The following is a 22,875-nucleotide window of genomic DNA, read 5'->3' as shown; positions in this document are numbered from 1 at the left end:
CTAGCCTTCAATATGTATTGCGCCAAACGCACACGCACTCTCGCATGCGCCACATTTAATACATTTCTCGTTATCGATTACATATGGTTCTTTTATCCTGCCGCTGATAGCGCCCACAGGACAGTTTCTGGCACACTTGGAGCATCCTTTGCAGCGTTCAGGACTGATGATAAATCTGCGCATCGCCGTACAGGTATGAGAAACACATTTTTTCTCCACCACATGCTCCATGTATTCCTCACGGAACAATTTTAATGTGCTCATAACCGGAAGCGCCGCGCTCTTTCCAAGGCCGCATAAAGCTGTATCCGTGATCGTTGTCGCCAATTCTTCTAAAAGATCTAGATCTTCGACTTTTCCGTTTCCTGCTACGATCCTTTCCAATATCTCCAGCATACGCTTTGTACCTTCCCGGCACGGCACACATTTGCCGCAGCTTTCGTTCTGTGTAAAATTCATAAAGAATCGCGCTACTTCTACCATACATGTATGATCATCCATGACAACAAGTCCGCCAGAACCGATCATAGCCCCCATTTTTTTCAGAGAATCAAAATCCAGATGCACATCCAGATGCGGTGTGATCAGACAGCCGCCGGAGGGACCGCCGATCTGTACTGCCTTAAATTCTCCGTCCCCTTTTATTCCACCGCCTATATCATAAATAACTTCCCGCAGTGTTGTTCCCATAGGCACTTCGATCAATCCCGTATGTTTTACGCTTCCTGTCAAGGCAAATGCCTTTGTTCCCGGACTATTCTCCGGTCCTATACGTTTAAACCAATCTGCCCCTTCTAATATGATCATCGGTACATTCGCAAAGGTTTCCACATTGTTCAGAACCGTCGGTTTGCCAAATAGCCCTTGTTCTACCGTCCGAGGCGGCTTTACACGAGGCATTCCTCGATTTCCTTCAATAGAAGCCGTCAAGGCGCTTCCTTCCCCACAGACAAAAGCTCCTGCCCCACGATTGATATGTAGACGAAAACTAAAATCGGTCCCCAGAATATTGTCTCCTAGTAAACCACACTCCTCCGCCTGGCTGATCGCAAGCTTCAGACGGCTGATCGCAAGAGGATACTCCGCGCGTACATAGATATACCCTTCCTTTGCCCCAACCGCGTAAGCGCCGATCATCATGCCTTCGATCATTTTATGCGGATCGCCTTCCATGATGCTTCTGTCCATAAAAGCGCCCGGATCTCCTTCATCTCCGTTGCAGACAACATAGCGTGTCTTTTCTTTTTGCCTTGCCACCTGAGACCATTTATATCCGGTCGGAAAGCCACCGCCTCCCCGTCCCCGGAGACTGGAATCTGAAATTTCCTGTATTACTTCCTCCGGTGTCATCTCAAACAACGCTTTTTCCAAAGCCTTATAGCCGCCTGTAGAAAGATATTCCTGAATATGCTCTGCATCGATATGTCCGCAGTTTTTCAATACGTTTCTTGTCTGTTTCTTATAAAAAGGGATATCTTCCTGCCGTTTATATTCGATCCCGTCCTGTTTAAACAAAAGATGACGTATAGGATCCCCTCTTTCGATCGTCCTGTGGAAGATCTCCTCACAGTCTTCCAGCTGCACTTTTGTATACAGGATCCCCTGAGGCTCGATCCTCATAAGCGGTCCCATCTCACAAAAACCATGGCATCCGCTTTTTTTTACAGCAATCTCGCCGTCACCATGCGCGATTTCCGGTCCAAAATGTACTTCTACATCTGGATTATCCTTCACTAATTCACACATTCTTTCATAAATTTTGCCGGAACCTCCAGCTAAACATCCTGTCCCCGCGCAGATCAGGATTCTACACTTACTGTTTTCCATCTGTGCCTTTGAAGTCTGGCGTATCTGCTCCAGTATTTCTCTGTTTTCTATTCTTTCCATACGCTTATGCTCCTCTCAATTCATGAATCAGCTCTGCCGCGGCATCCGGAGTCATAGCCGGGTATACTTTGTCATTAACAGTCAGCACAGGTGCCAGCCCGCAGGCGCCAAGGCAGGAGACTGTCTCCAGAGTAAACATCATATCATCTGTGGTCGCTTTCTCACTGGATAAACCCAATTCACTGTACAGACGTTCCAAAATAGGGATGGATTTACGCACATGGCAGGCTGTCCCATCACAGACTTTAATGATATATTTCCCTTTTGGCTCAAAAGAAAAGTTTTCATAAAATGTAGCCACACTATACGCTTTCGCTTCATTGATTCCAAGCTTTCCCGCCACATAATCTAAGAGTTCCGGCGGAAGATAGCGATACTCTGCCTGGATATCCTGGATAATAGGAATGAGAGATGCCTGTTCGGCGCCATGTTCCGCAATAATCTCATCCGTCTTGTCATAATAGCTTTGGTCTAACATTGGGATCCCTCCTTATTTTCATACATTATAGTTAAAAAATTATCAATTAAAAATTATTATATGGTAATCTTATATAATATTCAACTGTTTTTATGTATTTTTTGTAGTACATTATTACTGTTTATCTGCTCTATTTTTTTGTGCTTTTTATAATTTTTTACCGTGTTACAAGGATGAAACTGCAAAAAAGGAGAGCAGTTCATTAACGATAATAAGAAATGCCTCCCATCACAGCGATTATCACCCGTGAAAGGAGGCAGATACGATACACTTTATACTTATACTATTCCTACTCAATTCCTGATTTTTTAAAATAGTATATATTACGATTCGTTTTTTTCTTTTATTCTGTTTTCAGAGCATCTATCTGGACTTCTTTTCTATGTCCAAACGCCCCTTCCATCTGACATACTTTTGCAGCAAACTTTGCAGCCTCTTTTATGCTTTCTTTGATTGCTATGTCATCATCCATATTCTTTTTCTTACGATCAAGATAGCCTACCATAAAAGTAGTAATAAGAGAATCACCTGCGCCCATTGTATCTATCGCTTTTTCAATTGGATAAGCTGGCTGTTCAAAAAACTTATGATTGGCATAAAGCATACAGCCTTTTGCTCCTCTAGAAGCGCATACAATTTTCGGTCCATAAGATGCTATCTTCTTAAGATGTTCCTTTACTTCATCATCTGTTCCATCAAAGGAGCAGAATGCATATGTTACTAATGGTGCTATTTTTTCATAATATTCTGATTCAGAATCATCTGAAAAATCAAAGGATAATGGAAGCCCAGCTGCTTTAATCTTCGCAAGCTGTGACTCCATATAACAGTAATTTCCACTATGCACCAAATCAAATTCTGCAAGATATTCCAGATCGAATTCATCCAGATTATAAATATGCTTGCTACGGACTCCACCTTCATTATAATCTAGAAATACACGATCACCATCTTTTAATGTACATCTGGAATAACCATTTTCTCCTTCAATTTTTTTGCACTTTACCAGTTCAATCTTTTCTTCCCTTAATGCCGAAATAACATGATCCGCATTTTTATCAGTGCCAAAATAGCCCATATAAGCACACCTTTTTGCGCCAAACATCTTGGCATACACTGCCAGATTTACACAATTTCCACCCGGATACTGCACATTTTCGTGAGTATAAATATCTACCACGTTGTCACCAAAGCCAACCACACTTACATCATAATTCATGTTACTTCTCCTTTCTCCTAGTACTCTACCACTCCCATATATCGACGCATATCCAATGGGTGTCCACTCTTATTCTGAATTGCGGTACGATATAGCACGCTCATTTCATAGAATAACGGAGCATTAAAATAATCTACACAGGAAGCATCAATTGCATCCATTCCACAATCTGCAGCATCAATAATCTCATATTTTTCTGCATATTTATTTAAAAACACTTCCGCTCTTTCATCAATCATTCTTGTCTTTCCTACCGATTTTAAGAGGATATAAATATGATCTTTATCTGTCACCTCAAATGGGCCATGGAAATATTCTGCAGAATCAAAATAACAGCAATCCATCCATTGCATCTCCTGAAGAGAACAGATTGCAAAACCGTATGCCTGTGCATATGCCGAACCAGATGCCATAATATATAAAAATGGGGCATTATAATAATGTTCTGCAAAATTCCATGCCTTATTCTGGAACTTCTTTGTCGCATTGCGGATGATTGCGTCGCATTTAATAATTCCCTCCTTCATCCCTTCATAAAGTTTATACTCTGGCTCCTGTCTGCGGATCAACTCATTTATAATACTATAATTTAATCCTAATGGCCTGTCTTTCTGTAACGTTTCCGGTTCCCAGTCATAAACAATCGCATGGAATTTGTCACTGTCACAGGCACTCCCCGGTGTATGTGTATATGTAATGACAAATGCGCCTTCTTTTACAGCAAGTTCTGCTGCTTCTACAGTTTCCATTGTATTCCCACCATGTGAACAGAGGATAACAACAGAATGTTTTCCAAGTTTCTTTGGAGGGGTTAAAACAAATTCCTTACTGGTGATCCACTCTGCTGTCATAGTAGATGATTCGCAGTTAATAAAGTAACATGAGGAGTAAAGATCAACTAAAGAACCGCCGCAAGCCACGAAATATACTTCACTGATTGTTCCATTTTCCTTTTCAATCGTATCTACAAAGTTTTCTACATTAAATTCTGATGCATGCATTTTTAAATTCCTTCTTTCTTATTATTTTTCTTAATTAGTTTTCTCATTAAAATGGTTATAACTAGACCCAGTACAGCTGTTCCCATCAGGAACCCAAAAATCATCGGATAAGCATTATTTCCAAATTTGTCCATCCACTTTCCGAAAATAATATAGTAAAAGGAGTCTGGCAAATATCCAATAATAGATGCAATCCCTATTACAGTTCCTGCGTATACCTGTTTAAATTTACATTCTTGCAATCCTGACCAAATTACTCCGTAAAGCATCATGCCAATTGCGCTTGGTAATAAAGAAACAATAGTTGCCAGTCCCGGACTGATGCTAGAAGGCATTATCAATACCCCGCCATAAATCACAATTGTAATTCCAAATGCCGTCATATACCATTTTGTAGAAGATTTAAAAATTTTATCTATGATAATTCCACCAATCGGACATAAGAGATTCATAAGATTGCTTCTTACAATACTGATAAAGGATGATTGAACCAGTGATACACCAAGAACATCTGTCAGATATGGTGAAAAATAAGATACACTTGTATACAAGCCGTATGCACATAATACCATCAGTGAAAAGAGCCATGTCATCGGATTCTTTAGTGCTTCACCAACATATTTAATCTTAAATTCTTCATCAGAAGATTTTGTCTCTGTAATACTTTTTTCTTTAAAAAATATCATTGTCAAGATTAATGCGACTGCTGTAAATGCTACCATTGCCCATACCGCAATACTAAAGGAAGTAGACGGATCATCTGATAAATGGCTTACCTGTAAGCATACCGCATTTAAAATTGCAGAAATAATACCAGAGGCTGCATAATAAATCCCATAACACATTCCCTGTTCTTCTGCTGTGCCAACCTGACCTACGGCTTTGGTTATTGCTGCCCAGAATACAAAGATCGTAGATACACCAAGTCCAGCCCATAATACACAGGCTACTGCAAAATTCATTGTCAATGCATAAATAATTCCGATAATTACAGAACCCAGAATGGATCCTACAAGACATTTTTTTACTGACCATTTATCAGCCAATATTCCTCCCGGAATCAATGTGATTGTATTTGCTGCTGCATAAATTGTCATTAGAATTCCCGATTGGGTATTCGTGATTCCCATAGCTGCAATCTGTTGATCATAAAATACATATCTGATATACGGAAAACAATACATAACTGCATTTACAAGTCCCAGAATGAAAAGTACCCATAATGTTTTTACACTCAAATGTGCTTTTGTTTGATCGCTCATCACAACCCCTCCTTTAACTGTTCTCCATTTCTTTATAAACATCCCGCCCAGCACATATTGTTCTTAAAACATGTGCCTTCCGGATTTCTTTAATATCTGCTTTAAACAGATTCCTGTCAAAAATTACAATATCGGCCTGTTTACCACTTTCCAGAGTTCCCAATATATGTTCCTGCCCCATAGCATACTGGCTTCCAACTGTCCATGTTTTTAACATTTCCTGTATTGTCAAACCATTCTTTGGTTGAACCTGTTCTGCAGCATCGGCAGCATAGGTCCCACATCCATAGTAAATCGCCTCCGGTATATCCGGTATTAACATTGGAAGATCTGTTGCTCCACTTAAAATCACGCCATAATCTGCAAGTGAACGGTAATTCATATAACGGCTCCGTCTACTGCCCAGTTTTTCATCATAATCTCTCTTCCAGTTTTCACAGGAATCCAACTTATAGACCTGTGCATAAATCTCTCCAAAGACTCCAAGCTGTGCCATTTTCTTCTCATCTTCTGCGCCAGTCAGTTCCAAATCTGTAATTCCATGCCGATTCTTCAATTTTCCATTTTCCTTCTCACATTTATCATAAATCTGAAGAATTTTATGGAAAGAACCGTCTCCTTCAGAATGCAATGTAAATCGGAAACCTTCCCGGTCTGCTGCAAGTACATCTTCTTCTAGTAATGTATAATCAATATACTTTTTGCAACAATACTCTTTTCCTTCATATGGCTCCATCAAGTCTGCCTCTTCCGAGAGTATCAATCCATCTGTCATCTGATTATAACCGGAAAATCTTAAGAAATCAGAATGATATTTCCTCTTCATTTCTTTTCCATATTCTAAATCCATTTTCTTTCCTACAGGTTGTGACATAAAAGAAATCCGAAGGCTTAATTCTGCTTTCTGTTCTAATTCTGCCAATATATCTGTAAAACCATAAAAATTGTCAAATCCTATTTCTTTCACAGATGTTATTCCATGTCTGTTTAACATAGACATGTACGCCTTGAACTGTGGAATAATAAACTCTCTGTCGTTCAAATAAATTTTCATGATCTTATAAATTGCTTCTGAACTTCCACATGTATCTGGTGTAAATCCAAATACTTCTTCTGCAACTTTATTCATGGCACAATATCCATGGCCTGCTGTAAATAAAATAACCGGTCTTTGGATCTGTTCCAGTACCCCTTCTTTATTTATTTTTTCTGCCAGTTCCATTTGTATATGATTTCCAAATAAAACCATGACTTCTGGGGTATTTTTCACTTTCTCTGACAACAGTTCCATAACTTTTTGCAAATTAAGTACTTCTGACAAATCCTCGCCAAGATAATCCACTACATATCCCGTAAAAAACGTATGAGTATCACCAAAACCCGGACAAATGGTTCTCTCCCCATAGTCCACAACTTCCGTAGATGCACTTACCAATCTACTTGGGATATTTCCACGCCCAACTTCAAGAATCCGTGTTCCTTTTATTGCTATATATCCCGGATATACCTTTTCCGAAACAGAATCAAAAATACAGGCTGATTTAAATATCTTATCTGCTTTTTCTATCATTTTCCCACCTCCTTTTTGCTGTATTGATTATATCATTCTATAACGTTATATTCAATATTGTTACTTTATCTAATACTATTTTCATTACTATTCACATTTTATTGTCCATTTTTTATATTTTTTCTTTTATTTTTATTGCATTTTTAACAGTTTTTCATATAATCTTTCTTGTATAATGTTTTTCAAATTCATATTGTCATATAAAACATCATATGTTATTATAATGTCTGTGAGGTGATATTATTATGAACTTAAACACAGCCAGCGATATTCCTCTGTTCGAACAGTTAAAAAATGATTTATTTGAACAGATAAAAAAAGGGATTTATATTTCCGGCCAGCAAATTCCAACAGAAACTGAATTATCTGAACTATATCATGTAAGCCGTATTACAATAAGACGTGCCATTACTGAATTATGTAATGAAGGGATTTTGATTAAGAAACAGGGAAAGGGAACTTTTGTAAAAGAGCGCAAAATTTTTCGGAAATTAGAGCATACGCTCAGTTTTTCTGATGCGTGTAAAGCCAATCAAATGGAAGCTTCTACTATTGTAACAAAACGCGAAGTCATACCTTGTGAACAGTATCACTTGGATAATAGCAGGCTCTTTGAAGGAGATTCTATTGTTTATATCCAGCGTATCCGATACGCAGATACCATACCTATTATGATCGAGAACAATTATTATCCCTGCCAGAAATTTTCATTTTTGCTAACAGAACCTTTAGATAGCTCTCTATATCAGCTTTTGCGTGAGAAATATAATATCTGCATTGGATGTTCACAGAATTCTTATATTGATGCTATAAAGGCTTCTACAGAACAAGCCAATCTGCTTCGTATTTCCCCCGGTGACCCACTGTTTCTTTTTCATACAGAAATGTATGATATTCACAATCAGCTTATTCATGTAGGATATGAATATATCTGTGGCAGTAAATACCGTTTCTGTTATGACAATTCATAACTTATTTTTATTGTTCTGGAGCCAATATCCACTATACTTCCCCCTACATGACCTTGCATTAGCGCTCTTATAAGAAAGATTGTATCGAAGGAAACAACTGTAAAACACCAATAGAAAAACGAAAGAAATTGCTTACTGTAGGTAAAAAAATGTAAAAAGAAAGTTGCCGCTTCACGATTTATCAATCGTTGAAGCGACAACTTCTTTTCAAGAGGCGCAGACCGGATTTGAACCGGTGAATCAGGGTGTTGCAGACCCACGCCTTACCGCTTGGCTACTGCGCCTTATCATAAAACCGCTGCTTTAGGATGTCTACATCCTTTTACATACGATCAATGACTCCGACGGGAATCGAACCCGTGTTACCGCCGTGAAAGGGCGATGTCTTAACCGCTTGACCACGGAGCCTCAAAACAATCACTGCTTCCGCAGTGACCGTTTTTTATATTAGCATATATGTTTCTCTTTTGCAAGCCTTTTTTTCAAGTTTCTTTCAAAAATCTACTTAAACTCTTTTTCTATTCATGATGATCCATATACATACTCATAACCAGTCCTGTCTCTGCCTCAAAATCAATCTCGCATCCGTTATAGTAACTGTCTTCTGCATACCAGCTGTACATATCCATATAGTCTCCTTCATAGACATCTTCACATGCACCATACGCTGCTGTCACTTCTTCTACTGTAGAGCCGATCTGGATTCCGCCTGGGAAGATCACTGTCATACCGCCATTTTCCAGACCATAATCATCTACAGAAATCCCTCCAACCAAGCAGTCTTTTAATTCCAGCGCAGAACCGGATGTATTGAGAGCATCTACCATGATCTGGTTTCCATTTTCATCCATGAAATAGGCAAGTTCATACTCTCCTGTATTGACCATATAATTAGCCGGTGTGTAGCTCGTATCCAATGTCAGACCTAACGCTTCAAGTTCCGACATCTCACAAGGAAGTGTCAGCACCGTATCATTGATCTGTACTGTATAGCTGTCCCAACTGTCTCCCAGTTTACCGCTCTGTTTCGCAGGCGTTGCTTTTTTATCTGTACCTTCATCCTCGTCCATGTCAAAGTCGTCTGCCGCATCCCCGGAAACTGCCTCTTTCGCCTCATCTGGAACTTTGATCTCTTTTACCTTATCATATTCTACATAAGTCATTTCTATATAGAAATCGGATACTTCTACATCTTCTCCGGTTTCTCCCATCATAGATTCCATAACTTCCTTCATGTCTATGTTCACTCTTGCCGGAAGGATAGATTCTTTGTAGACTTCTACCGTACATGGGATCGTCACATCTTCTAAAGCGTCTTCATCCATGACTCCGTCTAAACCGAATGAGCTCATCATCTCTTCATCGAACAGTCCGTTTAAACTTTCTCCTTTGATCTCTCCTTTAAGTTCAAAACATTCTTCACCTTCTACATCTGTCAGATCTTCTGATAATTCAAAATCATCTGCCATATCTTCAAAACCGCCAAACATGTTCTCGCTGAGCACATCGATTTCGCTTTCGTCCATTTCTTCCTTAGACCACTCATCTTCGATCATGCTGTATGATACATATGTATCATCTTCCTTGATCGAATACGCTTCCATCTGCGCACTCATACTGGATCCACTAAAATCTATAGAAATATCCCCTTCAATATGTGCCGCTTCCGGTTTCTTCGTAGCCTCTACATCCAGTTCCATACCTATTCCCATAGTATCTGTTCCGTCTGTTAAGGATGCTTCCACATTCATGCTGCAAAGTGCGGATTTGATGTCCTTCATATTCTCGGACATATCCTTAAATAAATTTTCCGGCGTCGCCTTTGTTCCACAGCCGGACAACAGCGTTGCTGTCATTACTGCGACCATACCCGTCGCTGCTACTCGTTTCCCATACTTCTTCATAGATTTTTCTCCTTTTCCTTTTAGTTAGTTAATAGGCGTTTGCGAAACGCCACAAGCCGCATAAATACGGCATTTTAACTTTTATAAAACAAAACATCTCCTCAACGGATTGTGGTAAAATAGAGTTGCCTAGAAACTATAAACCAACCACCCGAAAGGAGATGTACCTATATGATAACATATAAGCAGCTCACTTTGGCAGAAGTTTTTGAAAATTGCCAAAATAAATTCGATAATGACAAATATCAGTTTCTTTCTCTACTTGACCAAACCATTAATCTTGATGAAATTGTTCCTGTTTCTTTTGTTACTCATTTTCACGCTTCTACAGGAAGACCTCGCAAGCATCAGCTTTATCCTATAATCAAGGCTCTCCTTATTCAGCGCATTTTCTCAATCCCGACCGATACTCTTCTGATCATATTTTTAAAATATTCTCAGGAACTACGGGATTTTTGTGGCTTCCGTGTTGTTCCTGATGCCTCAAAATTCACCCGTTTTAAACAGGACTTTCTTATGGACTTACAATCGATGTTTGATCACTTAGTTGATATCACTGAACCGATCTGCCAACGTATTGATTCTAACCTTGCTTCCATGAGCATCTTTGATACTTCTGGAATTGAGGCATGGGTGACAGAAAATAATCCGAAATACGCGAACCGTATCATAAAACAGTTAAAGGCCTTTGCAAAGGCTCACAACTTTGATCCTTACAAAGCTGCTTACGGCTCAATGCCCACACACGCTGCTGCTAACCCGGCTATCCAACAGATGTATATCAACGGACATTTCTGCTATGCCTATAAGTTTGGTATTGTCACGAATGGTCTTGGTATTGTTCGCGATATTACCTTCTACAATAAAGATTTCCTAAATGCTCATCCTGATATCATTGTTGAAAAGAAATCCGATTCGCCAGATGAAGATAAATCACTTGCGGACTCTAAGGCGCTGCTCCCTGTTTTGATTGATTTCTTTCAGAAGCATCCTTTGATCAACCCTAAAACTTTTCTAGGCGATGCCGCTTTTGATACCATTGAAATCTACAAAGCCCTTTTGGATGATCTTGGCTTTGAAAAAGCATTGATTCCACTCCGGACAAAACTATCAATGGAAGAACATGGCTACACCTTCAACGAAAATGGTGTTCCTTGCTGTCCGCATGATTCCACACTTCCAATGAAACGGGAAGGGAGTAAATCTCATCTGAGAAGCAAACTTCCCAGCATGAAGTTTGTATGCCCTAAAATGAAATGGGAATACAACCGCGAAACCAAAACGAAACGCCGTGTCTGCCACTGTGAGAACCCCTGTACCACATCTTCCTGTGGAAGAATGATTTACATTTACCCCGAAAAGAATCTGCGTGCCTATCCCGGTGTGGAACGTGGTTCCGTAGAATGGGATGAGACCTACAAAATCCGTGTAAACGTTGAAAAATCAATCAACCATTTTAAAGACAGTTTCTGTATTGCCGGTCGTAAAACCCAAAATGAGAAAACACTACATGCAGATTTGTTGCTTGCAGGAATTTCTCAGTTAATAACTGTCATGGTTGCTGATAAAATTCACCAGCATCAATATATACGAAGTTTAAAACCACTCATAGCATAGGACTTACCAACTTCATAAGCCCATGAGGTTTATTTGTTGTGCCAAGAAATGAACGATTTTCACTTCCTATCTCAAGAATCCTGCATGACAGGATCCTTTGCCTGTTTTTAATCAGGATTGCGGACTTGTTTCGCAATTACCTATTAGTTAGTTAAATATATCACTCCCATCCAATATGTGCCGCTTACATCACTGCTTCCATATTGGGTGATAACCTGTTCAGCAATTTCCATAAATTCCTCGTCATTAAGGTTATAATCCGTCCTGAAAACTGCACTCCCCTCTTCTTCTAATGCTTCTGTTACCGGGGTCACGATCTCTTCCTGTCCATAAAATTTTTCTTCTATATGATAATATTCATTTTCATCGGTAGAAGCCTCATACTCTTTTACTTTGCTATCCAATGCATATCGTGTATCTTCTACCAGCACTTTTTTCGCCGCATTATCCGGAAGATTCAACAATGCATTGAAAATCAGTTCATTATCATTATTCGTACTGTCTACAATCTGCCACTGCCCCTCGATCTTTACTTTATTCCAGGCATGCGGAAGATCGCCGTCTAGATTTCCTGTCACTATGATACTCTCCAACCCTGCCGCATCCGCAAGAAGTTTAAATGCGCCTGCATAACTAGAGCATACACCTTTTTTGTTTAAAAGTACACCATATGGCGTAAATGCATCGTTAAATTTTTCATCCACCCCGACGAAATTATTTTCTTCTGCATTTTCCAGAGCATCCATATCATATTCTGCCGTGTCGCACAGATATTGGTTGATTGCCAGCTCTTTCTCCAATTCTGTCATATCTTCTGTAATGATCTCTTTTATGACATTCTGGACCTCAGCGGCAATTTTCTCCTGCTTTTGACTAATCTCGTCTGTATCTATATCATACTGCACAGACAATGTTTTTCCGTCCGCAGAGATTGAAGCGCTTTGTACGCCTAACACCATTGGATTCTGATAAACAGCTTCCTCCCAGGCATCCAGTAAATATTCCTGATCCGAGCTCTCCGGAAATTCAGACAAATCGATCGCCATATTGCCGCTCATCATATTTACGGCAAGGTACTCGCTCAAAGCGCTGTTTGCCGTGACAGGATATTCCGTAACCTGTACTTGCTCTGTGTCCTCTTTCGCTTCCTCTTGTTCCTCTGTCATTTCAATATCAATGGCTCCGCCTTTGCCGCGTAATTTTTCCTGCCGTTTATGTATTTCCTCCAAATCCTCTTCCCATGTGTCCGGGTCGTAATTTTCCACAACCACTGTGCCTGTAAAATCCGTACCGTCTATGGTATACGGTATTTCTACGATATCTACTTCCACCAGCCTTAGATCCGACATATCTGCCTTCTCATATTCTCCCCAGGTCTCTGTCTTTTGCTTAGCTTTATCAAAATCATAATTCACCAGTTTTTGCACCAGTGTCCCGTCACACATCGTGACCCATTTATACGCAGGCATTTCTTCAAAACCTTCTGTATAGTTGGAACCTTCCTCCGACAGACTCATTCCCACTTCTTCGGTATAAGGAACTTTCCTGGCTATATCCTTCACATCAAATGTATTGCTGATCGCCGATGTCCCATCCTCTGACGCTGCGATCACACAGTAATACGTATCGTATTCCGAATTTCTCGGAATAGCTTCTGTTCCCTCTCCATATTCTTTTATATAATATTGCTCGCTTCTGTCTGCCTCAGACACCGCATACGTAACAAACTGTCCGTTAGACTCCGGTGTCCACTCTGTTTCGTCTGTACTTGCCCGCACCAGACCGCTTCCGGAGAAACCGCTGTCTTCATTATAGACCAGAGACATCACATAATATCGCTCCGCCCCTTTTATAGGTTTCCATGTAAATACAGGCTTTCCATCCTCACTTATTGTCAGATTAACTTTCGGCGCCTTCTCCACCTCATGCTTTACTTTAAAAACAGTCACCTTCGGTTTGGCAAGCGCTTCTCCCGTCTCGCAGTCCACATACTGCACCATATAATATTGAGGAAGATTGCCCCAGTCATTTAATTCTCCCTTGTCAAACAATGTGCCGTCTGACGGATGATACCCTGGATCTTCTTCTCCCAGATCTATACTGGCGATACCCGCCGTCTCCCATCTGGGCGGTGTGACAGACAGCACCTGGGTTTCCTCATCCCACTCAAAATGGGAGCCGACAGCCTGCGTAAGCTGCGCATCTTTATACACATTTACAATCTGTGTATACTCTGTAAACTCTCCGCCTTTAATGTCAAATCCCATTTGCAGCGTCAGCTTCTCATCCCGTCCTACATCTTTTATAGGCTCTGTATATTCATATTTCTCGTCCTGTGCATATTTCTCTTTCGTCTTTTCTGCGAGTTTCTTGGTTTCCATGACTGCGCCGTTTTTCTTTGTGCTGTCATTTCCGGTGCTGCCGCCGGCAGAACATCCTGTTATCAGCATGACTGCTGCTGCAGTACAAATATATCTAGCATATTTTATTTTCACTTTCTCACCTCTCTGCTGCTTTTAGTTCCATTCCTTCTGTACAAAGACATGTTCTTGATCCGTGTTCTGCTTATAATACCTCGCATCCCTGCAAAAGGTTACAGCAATTACAGCTGTTTTTTCAAATATGCCAAAAAATCTTCATACGAAATATCTTCTCCCTTTAAATAACAATACTTTCCTTCCTTTTTATACGCCGCAAACCATTTTGACTCTCCTGTTTTGCCGATATGCACTTCACAGCCATTTACTTTGCTGGGCTTGACATCCCACAATTCCCGCGGAGCGATATCCTTTTCTTCCCCTGTGTGAAGTTCTATATTTCCCTCCGTTTTTTCACTGTCTTTTGCGTTTTCTCCTGTTTTGTCTGTGTCCGTTTTTCCCAGATTTCTTTCAATATTCCATTGCGCAGAGGCGACCTGTATCTCTTCTACGTATACCTTGTCTCTTGCCGCAAATCGCCAAGTTCCCAAGATCGCCAGGCACAGACAAGCCACAGCGGCACCGTTTCTGACGATATAGAATACCTTTCTTTTGCTCTTTTCTTTTCGCATCTGCTTTCTCGTCTTCTCTAGAAGTTCCTGGGGAGCGTGAATTTTATCATTTGCACTTTTATATTGCTCCTGCATGTCCGAATTCTCCTTTCAGTACTTCTCTTAGCTTCGCCCTGGCACGGGAAAGTCTTGTCTTTACTAATGACTCTGACACATTCAGTACCTCACCGATCTGTTTCACCGTATATTCTTCGTAATAAAATAAATGTATGACATTCTTGTAGTCTGCAGGAAGCGCCTGCACAGCCTCATATACACTGTGCTCTTTCGTTTCCATCTCATAAGACATCTCTTTCCCCGGCTCTGATACAAAAGGCACCGTTTTTCTTCTGTATGCATTGTCAAACTGTTTCTTACAGCAGTTTATCGTAACACGGATAAGCCATGCCTTTAAATGTTCTTCGTTTTCAATGCGATTCTTATATTTTACAAGCCGCAGAAACACCTCCTGGAAAACATCCTCCGCCTCACTTTTATTCTTCATCTGAAGCACAGCGATACGGTATACCATGTCTCCATATTCTAAAAGCGCCTTTTCTGTATCTATTTTATATCTTTCCTGTACCAGTCCTTTCATATAAAATACCCTTCATCTCCTGTAAAAGTTACAGCCTTTCATAAAAATATGCCACGATCAGATCTACCATTCTGTCATAACTGTATACTCCTTCTGCCTGTCCGTTCACTTTCAAATAGGTATCATTCACTTTGTTCGCTACTTCTGCGACTGTCCCGTCATATGTATTCCAAAATATATTGTTTGCTGCCAGATCCGCTTCTGCATCCTCTGCCAGTTCCCCTCGCACTTCCTGCCACTTCTGCGGAGATACCTCATATAGTGTATTCATACAATACAGCCACCCAGACAGATACCCACTGTATTGAAACACCATATCCTGTGACTCTGTACAGGCAAGAAACGCGATAAAGTTTGCCTCCTGTTCCTGCATAAATCCACGCAGATGAGAAAGCTCATGACAGAGTGTAAACGGTATGTTGTATGCCAGCATATCCGCATTATAACCGGCTTCTATAGTAAACGGTATATACATTCCTGTCAGTCCTTGATAAGAGAGTATCTCCGAAACGAGCAGTCCTTTAGGGCGCGGATAATATCCCCGGAGACAGGAAAATGTGCCGCTTAGATTTTTCATAGCCTTTACAGATTCTTTCTCTGCTGCTCTTAGAGCAGTGGACTTTTTTTCTTCAGCTTCTAACTGCAATCTCCCTTCTGTATCTCTTGGAACTTTATCCGCTCTTATATTGACCTCCTTCGTAAGCCAGAGGCAGACTTCCTCCAATTCTTCTGTACTATATTCTCTGATATCAATTCCCGCCTCATCTGAAAAAGATCCTCTGTGGTAATTGATCCCACAGCAGGTCACATAGAGAAATAAAAGGATGCCTGCTGCTAAAAATACCCTGGAAAACCACCTATAAAAAAGGACTCCTTTTTTCCCTCCGGTCAGCATCCTTCCAATCATATGAACAGTAGATATAAACAGAAGCGCAAGAAGTATGTACAGCAAAATTTCCGCCATAGAAAATGGGAACAGAGCGGATACCCTTCCCAGGAAAGATACCAGAAAAAAATAGACATGCGTGGAATACCACTGTGCCATTCTGTCATTGCAAGCCGCGCACACGAGAAGAATTACGCCGGATACCAAAAGGATCGCAGCCGCAGCAGCATAACCGTCATATCTATAAATCTTCCTATCCTTTTTAGCTCTTTTGCGGAACATTTTTCTTTTTGCCTTGTTTTTCATATTGTTTATCTGCATGTTGAAATTTTTTTATAAGTTTATGATTATTTTATCATATATTTATATGAAGAAAAAGAAATATTCGCGCAATTGAAGCTAAAATAATGAGAGTCGCCCCCACCCGTAAAACGGGTGGCTCGGGACGCGGGCTCTAAGCCCGCCCTACTTGGCCGCGCCTCAAGGCGCTGGCTTTCTCTTTTTACGCCATGGGAAGTCTACCCTTTGTAGCCTTCCCACGGCTCCGTTCAAGCCACATTGCTATTGACTCGTCGCTGCCCCTAAAGGGGTGTTTGTACTACTCAGCCTTGACCCTTAAAAGGGTCTTCATATTCTTTCACACTGAGTTTGTCTTGCATAATATCCGCTTTTTCCTGTTCTTGTATATACTTCTTTATCGCGGCTTCATTTAATCCGACTGTGCTCACATAGTATCCTTCCGACCAGAAATGACGATTCCCAAACTTATACTTTAAATTTGCGTGTCTGTCAAACATCATCAGCGCACTTTTTCCTTTCAAGTATCCCATAAATGATGATACACTGATTTTCGGCGGTATACTTACCAGCATATGCACATGGTCTGACATCAGATGCCCTTCCAATATCTCCACTCCTTTGTAACTGCACAATTGTTTCAATATATCCCGCAAATCATTTTTGTATTGATTATAAACAATTTTTCTTCTATACTTGGGGGTGAAGACGATGTGATACTTACACATCCACTTCGTATGTGCGAGCGAATTCGTTTGCTTTGCCATTGAAATCACCTTTCCTTTCTTTAATAGTGGCCTGAACACCTCTATTATAAAGGAAAGGTGATTTTTTGTATAACTAACGTCGCGCACCCGCATAGCAGGTGGATTATATTTCGCACGTTTCCGTTTCTCTGTTGAGAAACTCCAACGTACTCAACTGGGTCTATCCGACCCCTATTAAAAAGAAAAACCGGCGAGACATTTACAATCTCGCCGGGCTTCCACGTAAAATAAAAACACAACTCGTTTTATTTTCGAAAAAGTGTCTTATCAAATTCTGGGTTAAAATAATAATAATTCTGACTGTCCAATTTTTCTTTTACCTTTTCCAGTGCTTCTCCAAAGCGCTGAAAATGAACGATCTCTCTTGTCCGCAGGAATTTCAATGGTTCTCTGACCTCCGGATCGGTTATCATCCTAAGAAGATTATCATATACTGTACGGGCTTTTTGCTCTGCCGCCAGATCTTCTGTCAGATCTGTGACCGCATCGCCTTTAGACTGGAATTCCGTCGCCGAAAAGGGCAGCGATGACGCAGCCTGTGGCCACAATCCACTGGTATGGTCTATATAATATGCGTCAAACCCTGCCGTCTTTGCTTCTTCTATAGTCAGATTTTTTGTAAGCTGGTACACCATGGCACAGATCATTTCCATATGCGCCAATTCTTCCGTACCTATATCTGTCAGCAGCCCTCCGACTTCTTTGACCGGCATCGAATACCGCTGCGCCAAATATCGCATGGACGCCGACAATTCCCCATCCGGTCCGCCGTACTGACTGATAATAAGCTGTGCCGTCTTGGGACATGTCTTTGTGATCTTTACAGGAAACTGGAGTCTTTTTTCATAATACCACATAAAGTACATCCCCCTTCCCACGGCATTGGCAGTCTTTGCCAACCAAAATATTCTGTTTCTTTGTCTTCTGAACAGCAGTCTCTTGTCAATGGTCCGCATATTTCCGCAAACTTCTGCAAAAGTTCTTTTCTTTCACCGGTCTTTTTTAGAAACATTTGTAATGCCGCCGTATCCTGTTCGTGTGTATCCAGATATAAAGTCAGATCATCCAATACAAAACTGAGTTCCTGAATCTTTCCCAACATTTCTTCTTGTTCTGTCTGCCGAGGATCCAACTTCTCTCCTTCTGCCGCTTCTTGTTCTGCCCCTTCTGTCATTTCCTCCGCGGCAAAAAACGGTTTATCTAACGCTTTAAAGATCGTTCCCTTTTTTAAAGCTTCCCGGTCTAGATATAAATCTCCCCATTCCTGCACGGGAACTGTCGCTATCGCCAAATTTTTCTCCGACATAAAAACCACCCTTTCTGTATAAAATAATTGTGCCGGCACTTTTAGTGTCTGCATGTAAGAGTGTTTTTAGTTTAGAAAAATTCTCCTATATTTATAAAAGATTCTCTACCGCCGCTCTTTCAACCGCCAGTCCGTTTTTATACTGCCGCATAAATTTCTCGAACCCTACGACATCCTTTTCTGTCGGATCGCATGTATTTTCTTTTGCTGTATGATATACCCTGTCACGCAAAAATGTCTCCAAGGTCTCCTCTTCTCCACGTCTCATCCGATAAGCTGCCAACAGGGCAATTCCCCAGGCGCCGCCTTCTCCTGCTGTTTCCATAACAGACACCGGCGCTTTGACAGCCGCCGCGAGAAGCCGCTGTCCGACCTCCGGCGTTTTAAAAAATCCGCCGTGTCCGTATATCTTGTCTATTCTTATATTTTCCTTCTCATATAGGATATCCATCCCCATCCGGATGGCGCCTAGTGTCGTCATAAGATTGACACGCATAAAATTAGCCAGGTTAAAATGGCTATTTGGCGTTCTCACAAATAAAGGGCACCCTTTGTCAAAGCCTGTGATATGCTCCCCGGATAAATAGCAGTAAGATAAGAGCCCGCCGCCATCCGCTTCTCCTTCTAAGGCTTTCGCAAAAAGCGTGGTATAGAGTGTATCCATGTCTACCTTTGCCCCCACTGCCTCGGTAAATTCACGGAAAAGCTTCGCCCATCCGTTAATATCGGAAGTACAATTATTACAGTGTACCATCGCCACCAATTCTCCGGCAGGCGTTGTCACCATGTCCAACTCCGGATACACGCCATCCAGCTCTTTTTCCAATACGATCATAGCAAAAATAGATGTTCCCGCTGACACATTCCCTGTACATTTCGCTACGCTGTTCGTCGCAGTCATTCCCGTTCCGGCATCTGATTCCGGCGGGCACATAGGGATCCCTGCTTTCAGTCTTCCGGAAGGATCCAGAAGCGCGGCCCCTTTAGCCGTCAAGGCTCCCGCCTCTTCGCCGGCTAGCAGCACCTTCGGCAGTATCTGCCGAATCGTCCAAGGATACTTCTTGTCTGCGATCTTTTCATCGAACTTGTCCAACATTTCCGTGTGAAATTGTTTTTTCACTGTGTCCACAGGAAACATCCCCGATGCTTCTCCAATGCCTAAAACTTGTTCTCCCGTCAGTTTCCAATGTACATATCCTGCCAAAGTCGTTAGATAAGCAATATCCTTTACATGGGGTTCCTCATTTAAGATCGCCTGATACAAATGTGCAATACTCCATCTCTGCGGAATATTATAGCTAAACAGTTCTGTTAGTTCCTCTGCTGCCTGTCCCGTCATCGTATTGCGCCAAGTACGGAATGGCACCAGCAGCCTGCCCGTCTTGTCAAACGCCATGTATCCATGCATCATCCCGCTGATCCCGATAGCTTTTATCTGTGAGAGTTCTACGCCATATTCTTCTTCAACATTCCTGCACAGATCCTGATAGCAGCTTTGGAGCCCTGTCCATACGTCTTCTATATGATAAGTCCAAATCTCATTTTCAAACCGGTTCTGCCACTCGTAACTTCCAGATGCAATAGGCATGTTCTCCCCATTGATCAGTACTCCTTTGATCCTGGTCGAACCAAATTCTATCCCAAGTATGGATTCTCCATTTACAATTTCCGCTCTTATTTTTCCATCCATATACGTTTCTCCTTCCATGGTCTGCTTATTCAATAGAAATCTCTCTGTATCTGCTTTCTATTATAGAGAAGCAGAACTGTATTTACAACATATATAGATAGAACTCCATACAACAAAAAAAGACCTGCTTACAAAAGCGGTCTCTTTTTATTTCTGTCTTCAGAATTTGTCCTATTTTTTTAATGGAGAATACGAGATTCGAACTCGTGACCTCCTGCTTGCAAGGCAGGCGCTCTCCCAACTGAGCTAATCCCCCGTGTGACTGATTTTTTCAACTTCAATAGAATAGCATACAACCGGAAGATTTGTCAATATCCCGCCGCTAATTTTTCGGCATAATTTTTTATCTGTTTTTATCGCGCGCTGTTTACTAAAACGAAAGTAATTTACTGAGCAAAATATTCTTTTCGTACAAAAATGTAAGGATCGGGCTCTTTTCGATCATTTCAAAACATGCCGCTCCCGCCGCGGTGGAATAGCAGACAGTGATCACCAGAAAACCAAGCCATACGATAACAAGCGCGATAAATATTCCGAGCACAGCTCCGCCCAGATGATTAAAAAAGCCGATCACCGGCAGTTCTCCAATGATATGCACTGCAACCATCAGTGCTTTTACTATAATGATCGCTAATATAAACGTCACAAGAAACGATACAATACGCATTGCCAGCCTGGATATATACGCCGCCGCATATTCTGGAAAGGTATCCACTCCTAGTTCCTCATAAATAGCAGCATTATTATTTTCTATCAATGCATTTTTTAAAAACTGCGGAATAGGCGCTTTTTCAATCTCCTGAATCTGTACGTCCTTCGGAATTTCGCCAATAACACCTAAAATATCCTGTGGAGTTATCCCCAGCATGTCCCAATCCAGTTCATTTAATTTCTGGATCTCGTCAGATTGCAATCCTTCCAGCGGCGTGCCGCTTAACTCCATATCGCTTAATTGTTCTGCTGAGATTTCCGGCATAAATGCTTCTACCACCTTTTCTTCAAGTATCTCATCCGCAGGCGTATATTTCTGAAGCACATCAGCCACATAAGGTGACAAGAATATCACGATGACAATTGTAAGGATAGTAGAAATCAAAGACAATCCGATCTTTAAAGCCCCACGGATATATCCTGCCACTATACTCACTAAAAAAATAACTCCGACAATGATCAACAGCCAATTATCCATATGTTCTCCTATTTTGTCAAGTATATTACGCGCAGTCCGTTCGCGCTCATCACATAGTATCTATTTATTCCCCACGCATGTGAGATTTCCTGTGCATCCACTTTTAGATCTCCTTGAAACTTTATGATCCCCGTGGCTGTGATGATACAGCATTTTGAGCCTTCATACAGGATCACCTCGTCACCGTCCATTTTTACTTTGCTGTACTCTCCCGTAAATCCACGGTTCATCACCTGTTTTCCGTCTTTATCGTACAGCCGGACTTCATAGCCGGACTTTTCCTTGTTTAAAAGGATAAATCCTACGTATTTATCCGTATGAAATACACTTTTTATTTCTTGTGTGATTTCGATTTCCTTCTTCTTTTTCGGAATATCCGTGCCTTCATAAATTGTAAAAAAATGATCGCCGATTACAACCGACCGGCTTTCTCCCATAAAAAAGATTTCTCCTATGACTGAATCCGCATATTCTTCTTCACTGACCTCATTATCTGCTTTTGCTTTTCCGGTTTCCCCAAAATTATAATATACGACCCTGGATTGCATAGCTGTACCATTTACACACAAATAAGAAACTGCCAGCAACATTCCGTCATCTGAGATTTCAAGCGCCGTAGGATACCCGGCATTTCCTGCGGTCACCTGATGCTCTACCAAAATATTTCCTGTTGCGTCATACGCCATGATCATCGGTGTATTCTCATTTTTTAAAAGTACACCCACGATCCCCTGCTCTGACACAGTCATCTTTTCAATCGGAAGGTTTGTCTCTATCTCGCCTTTTAAACCTTTTTGTGTAAAGACCTGGATCGTATTTCCGCCGATATCTGCCACTGCAAAAGTTTCCCCATTTATATCGACTGCAGGGCTTTGAAACTGAGCAGGCTGTATCCACTGTTCCTCATTTTTATGATCCAGCAGTACGACTCCATCTCTGTTATAGCGAATGATACTGTCTTTAAATACCGCATAGCGATTGCTGTCAGAAGTCTCCTGCGTATACTCTGCCGCTGTTCTTGCAGTCTGATACGATTTATTTTTCAGCAATAGAAACGTCCCGATCATGGCAAGAATAAGCAGTCCGACTACCACGATGATCTTCTTCATCTTTTCTATACGATGCTTCTTCTCTCTTTTTTTGACCGCCTCCATATCCGGAGACTTTACTGCCTGCAGATATGGTTTTTTCTTTTGCGCCATATA

18 protein-coding genes, 3 tRNA genes and 1 pseudogene are annotated in these 22,875 nt (G+C 41.2%); 2 read left to right on the top strand and 20 right to left on the bottom strand.

All coding sequences use genetic code 11. The features are described from left to right. The 6 genes from nuoF to BN3282_RS05305 all read right to left on the bottom strand — a co-directional run bounded on the left by nuoF (position 1) and on the right by BN3282_RS05305 (position 7,417). Complete coding sequence (gene nuoF / locus BN3282_RS05330) at positions 1-1,887, bottom strand: NADH-quinone oxidoreductase subunit NuoF (RefSeq protein WP_059067240.1); 1,887 nt, start codon at positions 1,885-1,887, stop codon at positions 1-3. Positions 1,888-1,891: 4 nt separating this feature from the next. After that, positions 1,892-2,365 carry a complex I 24 kDa subunit family protein gene (locus BN3282_RS05325; RefSeq protein ID WP_059067238.1) on the bottom strand — a complete coding sequence of 158 codons (474 nt, stop codon included), beginning with the start codon at positions 2,363-2,365 and terminating at the stop codon, positions 1,892-1,894. 343 nt (positions 2,366-2,708) lie between these two features. Then, entirely contained in the window at positions 2,709-3,584 is an 876-nt protein-coding gene (locus BN3282_RS05320) for a PfkB family carbohydrate kinase (protein WP_059067236.1), read from the bottom strand. A 17-nt stretch (positions 3,585-3,601) separates the two neighbouring features. After that, the gene (locus tag BN3282_RS05315; protein WP_242866605.1) at positions 3,602-4,585 is read right to left on the bottom strand and encodes an SIS domain-containing protein; all 984 of its coding nucleotides are present in this window, start codon (positions 4,583-4,585) and stop codon (positions 3,602-3,604) included. Between the two features lie 2 nt (positions 4,586-4,587). Then, positions 4,588-5,847 carry an MFS transporter gene (locus tag BN3282_RS05310; protein WP_059067234.1) on the bottom strand — a complete coding sequence of 420 codons (1,260 nt, stop codon included), beginning with the start codon at positions 5,845-5,847 and terminating at the stop codon, positions 4,588-4,590. A gap of 13 nt (positions 5,848-5,860) precedes the next feature. Next, entirely contained in the window at positions 5,861-7,417 is a 1,557-nt protein-coding gene (locus tag BN3282_RS05305; protein WP_059067232.1) for an amidohydrolase, read from the bottom strand. A 245-nt stretch (positions 7,418-7,662) separates the two neighbouring features. Between BN3282_RS05305 and BN3282_RS05300 the strand changes: the two genes are divergently transcribed. Further along, positions 7,663-8,388, top strand: coding sequence for a GntR family transcriptional regulator (locus BN3282_RS05300; protein WP_059067230.1), 726 nt, complete (start codon positions 7,663-7,665; stop codon positions 8,386-8,388). 212 nt (positions 8,389-8,600) lie between these two features. Here BN3282_RS05300 and BN3282_RS05295 read toward each other — a convergent pair. The 3 genes from BN3282_RS05295 to BN3282_RS05285 all read right to left on the bottom strand — a co-directional run bounded on the left by BN3282_RS05295 (position 8,601) and on the right by BN3282_RS05285 (position 10,292). Continuing rightward, a tRNA-Cys gene (locus BN3282_RS05295) sits at positions 8,601-8,672 on the bottom strand. A gap of 52 nt (positions 8,673-8,724) precedes the next feature. Further along, positions 8,725-8,796, bottom strand: a tRNA-Glu gene (locus tag BN3282_RS05290). Between the two features lie 110 nt (positions 8,797-8,906). Next, entirely contained in the window at positions 8,907-10,292 is a 1,386-nt protein-coding gene (locus BN3282_RS05285) for a DUF6612 family protein (protein ID WP_059067228.1), read from the bottom strand. A 171-nt stretch (positions 10,293-10,463) separates the two neighbouring features. Here BN3282_RS05285 and BN3282_RS05280 point away from each other — a divergent pair. Further along, positions 10,464-11,838: pseudogene (locus BN3282_RS05280) on the top strand (transposase). 214 nt (positions 11,839-12,052) lie between these two features. Here the strand turns inward: BN3282_RS05280 and BN3282_RS05275 are convergent. The 11 genes from BN3282_RS05275 to BN3282_RS05225 all read right to left on the bottom strand — a co-directional run bounded on the left by BN3282_RS05275 (position 12,053) and on the right by BN3282_RS05225 (position 22,872). Then, positions 12,053-14,404, bottom strand: coding sequence for a transglutaminase domain-containing protein (locus BN3282_RS05275; protein WP_059067226.1), 2,352 nt, complete (start codon positions 14,402-14,404; stop codon positions 12,053-12,055). A gap of 107 nt (positions 14,405-14,511) precedes the next feature. Then, positions 14,512-15,033, bottom strand: a complete 522-nt coding sequence (locus tag BN3282_RS05270; protein ID WP_059067224.1) for a hypothetical protein — start codon at positions 15,031-15,033, stop codon at positions 14,512-14,514. Continuing rightward, on the bottom strand, positions 15,017-15,535 hold the full coding sequence (locus BN3282_RS05265; protein WP_059067222.1) for an RNA polymerase sigma factor: 519 nt from the start codon (positions 15,533-15,535) through the stop codon (positions 15,017-15,019). Before BN3282_RS05265 ends, BN3282_RS05270 begins: the two co-directional genes overlap by 17 nt. A gap of 28 nt (positions 15,536-15,563) precedes the next feature. After that, complete coding sequence (locus BN3282_RS05260; protein ID WP_242866603.1) at positions 15,564-16,727, bottom strand: DUF3810 domain-containing protein; 1,164 nt, start codon at positions 16,725-16,727, stop codon at positions 15,564-15,566. Between the two features lie 296 nt (positions 16,728-17,023). After that, complete coding sequence (gene tnpA / locus BN3282_RS05255) at positions 17,024-17,485, bottom strand: IS200/IS605 family transposase (protein ID WP_059066847.1); 462 nt, start codon at positions 17,483-17,485, stop codon at positions 17,024-17,026. A 245-nt stretch (positions 17,486-17,730) separates the two neighbouring features. Then, positions 17,731-18,342, bottom strand: coding sequence for a manganese catalase family protein (locus tag BN3282_RS05250; protein ID WP_059067220.1), 612 nt, complete (start codon positions 18,340-18,342; stop codon positions 17,731-17,733). Then, complete coding sequence (locus tag BN3282_RS05245; protein ID WP_162858217.1) at positions 18,306-18,791, bottom strand: spore coat protein CotJB; 486 nt, start codon at positions 18,789-18,791, stop codon at positions 18,306-18,308. The genes BN3282_RS05250 and BN3282_RS05245 overlap by 37 nt, the downstream gene beginning before the upstream one ends. A 91-nt stretch (positions 18,792-18,882) precedes the next feature. Next, on the bottom strand, positions 18,883-20,481 hold the full coding sequence (locus tag BN3282_RS05240) for a xylulokinase (RefSeq protein ID WP_082667482.1): 1,599 nt from the start codon (positions 20,479-20,481) through the stop codon (positions 18,883-18,885). A 183-nt stretch (positions 20,482-20,664) separates the two neighbouring features. Continuing rightward, a tRNA-Ala gene (locus tag BN3282_RS05235) sits at positions 20,665-20,737 on the bottom strand. 114 nt (positions 20,738-20,851) lie between these two features. Continuing rightward, positions 20,852-21,670 carry a CvpA family protein gene (locus BN3282_RS05230; protein ID WP_059067217.1) on the bottom strand — a complete coding sequence of 273 codons (819 nt, stop codon included), beginning with the start codon at positions 21,668-21,670 and terminating at the stop codon, positions 20,852-20,854. An 8-nt stretch (positions 21,671-21,678) separates the two neighbouring features. Next, positions 21,679-22,872: a DUF5711 family protein gene (locus BN3282_RS05225; protein ID WP_059067215.1), complete on the bottom strand. Its 1,194-nt coding sequence runs from the start codon at positions 22,870-22,872 to the stop codon at positions 21,679-21,681. Positions 22,873-22,875 lie beyond the last annotated feature (3 nt).

Source organism: Mediterraneibacter massiliensis (assembly GCF_001487105.1).
In the GTDB taxonomy this organism is placed as follows: domain Bacteria; phylum Bacillota; class Clostridia; order Lachnospirales; family Lachnospiraceae; genus Mediterraneibacter; species Mediterraneibacter massiliensis.
The sequence above is the reverse complement of the archived record's forward strand: the minus strand, read 5'-3'. Positions and strand labels throughout refer to the sequence as shown.

Excerpts from the sequence above, each read along its gene's own strand:
- BN3282_RS05315 (WP_242866605.1), bottom strand. The coding sequence starts at position 4,585 with ATGCATGCATCAGAATTTAATGTAGAAAACTTTGTAGATACGATTGAA.
- BN3282_RS05305 (WP_059067232.1), bottom strand. The coding sequence starts at position 7,417 with ATGATAGAAAAAGCAGATAAGATATTTAAATCAGCCTGTATTTTTGAT.
- BN3282_RS05245 (WP_162858217.1), bottom strand. The coding sequence starts at position 18,791 with ATGTCGGAGAAAAATTTGGCGATAGCGACAGTTCCCGTGCAGGAATGG.
- BN3282_RS05270 (WP_059067224.1), bottom strand. The coding sequence starts at position 15,033 with ATGCAGGAGCAATATAAAAGTGCAAATGATAAAATTCACGCTCCCCAG.
- BN3282_RS05230 (WP_059067217.1), bottom strand. The coding sequence starts at position 21,670 with ATGGATAATTGGCTGTTGATCATTGTCGGAGTTATTTTTTTAGTGAGT.
- nuoF (WP_059067240.1), bottom strand. The coding sequence starts at position 1,887 with ATGGAAAGAATAGAAAACAGAGAAATACTGGAGCAGATACGCCAGACT.
- BN3282_RS05240 (WP_082667482.1), bottom strand. The coding sequence starts at position 20,481 with ATGGATGGAAAAATAAGAGCGGAAATTGTAAATGGAGAATCCATACTT.
- BN3282_RS05300 (WP_059067230.1), top strand. The coding sequence starts at position 7,663 with ATGAACTTAAACACAGCCAGCGATATTCCTCTGTTCGAACAGTTAAAA.
- tnpA (WP_059066847.1), bottom strand. The coding sequence starts at position 17,485 with ATGGCAAAGCAAACGAATTCGCTCGCACATACGAAGTGGATGTGTAAG.
- BN3282_RS05265 (WP_059067222.1), bottom strand. The coding sequence starts at position 15,535 with ATGAAAGGACTGGTACAGGAAAGATATAAAATAGATACAGAAAAGGCG.
- BN3282_RS05250 (WP_059067220.1), bottom strand. The coding sequence starts at position 18,342 with ATGTGGTATTATGAAAAAAGACTCCAGTTTCCTGTAAAGATCACAAAG.
- BN3282_RS05325 (WP_059067238.1), bottom strand. The coding sequence starts at position 2,365 with ATGTTAGACCAAAGCTATTATGACAAGACGGATGAGATTATTGCGGAA.
- BN3282_RS05285 (WP_059067228.1), bottom strand. The coding sequence starts at position 10,292 with ATGAAGAAGTATGGGAAACGAGTAGCAGCGACGGGTATGGTCGCAGTA.
- BN3282_RS05320 (WP_059067236.1), bottom strand. The coding sequence starts at position 3,584 with ATGAATTATGATGTAAGTGTGGTTGGCTTTGGTGACAACGTGGTAGAT.
- BN3282_RS05260 (WP_242866603.1), bottom strand. The coding sequence starts at position 16,727 with ATGAAAAACAAGGCAAAAAGAAAAATGTTCCGCAAAAGAGCTAAAAAG.
- BN3282_RS05310 (WP_059067234.1), bottom strand. The coding sequence starts at position 5,847 with ATGAGCGATCAAACAAAAGCACATTTGAGTGTAAAAACATTATGGGTA.
- BN3282_RS05225 (WP_059067215.1), bottom strand. The coding sequence starts at position 22,872 with ATGGCGCAAAAGAAAAAACCATATCTGCAGGCAGTAAAGTCTCCGGAT.